Raw genomic sequence first — 1,092 nt, forward strand, 5'->3', positions numbered from 1 at the left:
CCGGGCCGCGCCCACGCCGGTCGGCGTGGGCGGTCGGTGTGGGGCGGTCGGTGTGGGCGGTGGGTCAGAACTGCCAGGTGGGGTCGTCGGCGATCGCGAGCAGGGCGGCCTCGTCCAGGCCCGTGCCCGGCTGTTCGGTCCACTGCTGGAGCGTCACCGTCCGGCCGTCGGCGCGCTGGAGGCGGACGTACCGGGAGACGCGGCCGTCCTGCCGGGAGGTCAGTGTCACGGCCTCGCCGCGCCCGCCGGAGGGGAGCTCGACCAGGTGACAGTCGGTGCGCGGGGCGACCTCCTGCGGGCCGGGAACGCCGGGGCGCGGGGTGACCTCGGGCAGCGCGATGGCGGCGCAGAACGGGACCTTCGGCGCGTCGGCCGTGTGGTCGGCGCCGCCGACGAAGTCCACCGAACCGGCCGGGGACTGCCAGGCGACCCGGAAGGTGCGGCCCGGGATGTCCCCGGCGCGCACCGTCTTCGCGCCGTCCGGGAGCAGCGAGGCCAGGGTGGTGCCCAGGTGGTCGCTGGTCCAGTCGGTGGCGCGGCCGTTGCCGGGGCCGAAGGAGTCCGGGCGCAGCGGTTCGGGGGTGGCGTTGGCGGTGCCGGCCAGGGTGAGGGGGCCGGTGAGCGGGTCGGCGGCGGCGGTCGGGGTGCCGGGGGTGGGGGTGGGCAGGGTTGCGATCAGGGCGGCCAGGGTGGCGGTGGCGGCTGCCGTGGCGCCGGTGCGTACGGCCAGCCGGGTGGCGCGGCGGCGGCGTCCGGCCGTGACCGCCGCGTTCACGGTGCCGGGGCGCAGGGTCGGTTCGGCGCCGAGTCCGGCTGCGAGGAGGGTGCGCATCTCGTCCTGCGGGTCGAGGGCGTCGTGGTGGGTCACAGGAGTTCCTTCAGGGGGGTCGGGGCGGCGGCCAGTTCGTCGAACGGGTCGGTGTCGCCGAGCAGGGCGCGCAGTCTGGTGAGCGCGCGGGCGGTGTGGCTCTTGACGGTTCCGGCGGTGCAGCCCAGGGCCTTGGCGGTGTCCGCGATGTCCAGGTCGGCCCAGAACCGCAGGACCACCACGGCCCGTTGACGCGGTGGCAGGGCCGCGAGCGCGGTACGGAC

The 1,092-nt window shown here is 77.1% G+C and carries 2 protein-coding genes; both read right to left on the minus strand.

The window, feature by feature from the left end; translation table 11 throughout:
- Positions 1-64 precede the first annotated feature (64 nt).
- Positions 65-868, minus strand: coding sequence for a hypothetical protein (locus ACFU7Y_RS44140; protein WP_380772106.1), 804 nt, complete (start codon positions 866-868; stop codon positions 65-67).
- Positions 865-1,092, minus strand: a 228-nt coding sequence (locus tag ACFU7Y_RS44145; RefSeq protein WP_380772108.1) for a sigma factor-like helix-turn-helix DNA-binding protein, incomplete at its 5' end; no start/stop codon positions are given. The genes ACFU7Y_RS44145 and ACFU7Y_RS44140, both read right to left, overlap by 4 nt.

This window comes from Kitasatospora sp. NPDC057542, from assembly GCF_042801945.1.
GTDB lineage: Bacteria > Actinomycetota > Actinomycetes > Streptomycetales > Streptomycetaceae > Kitasatospora.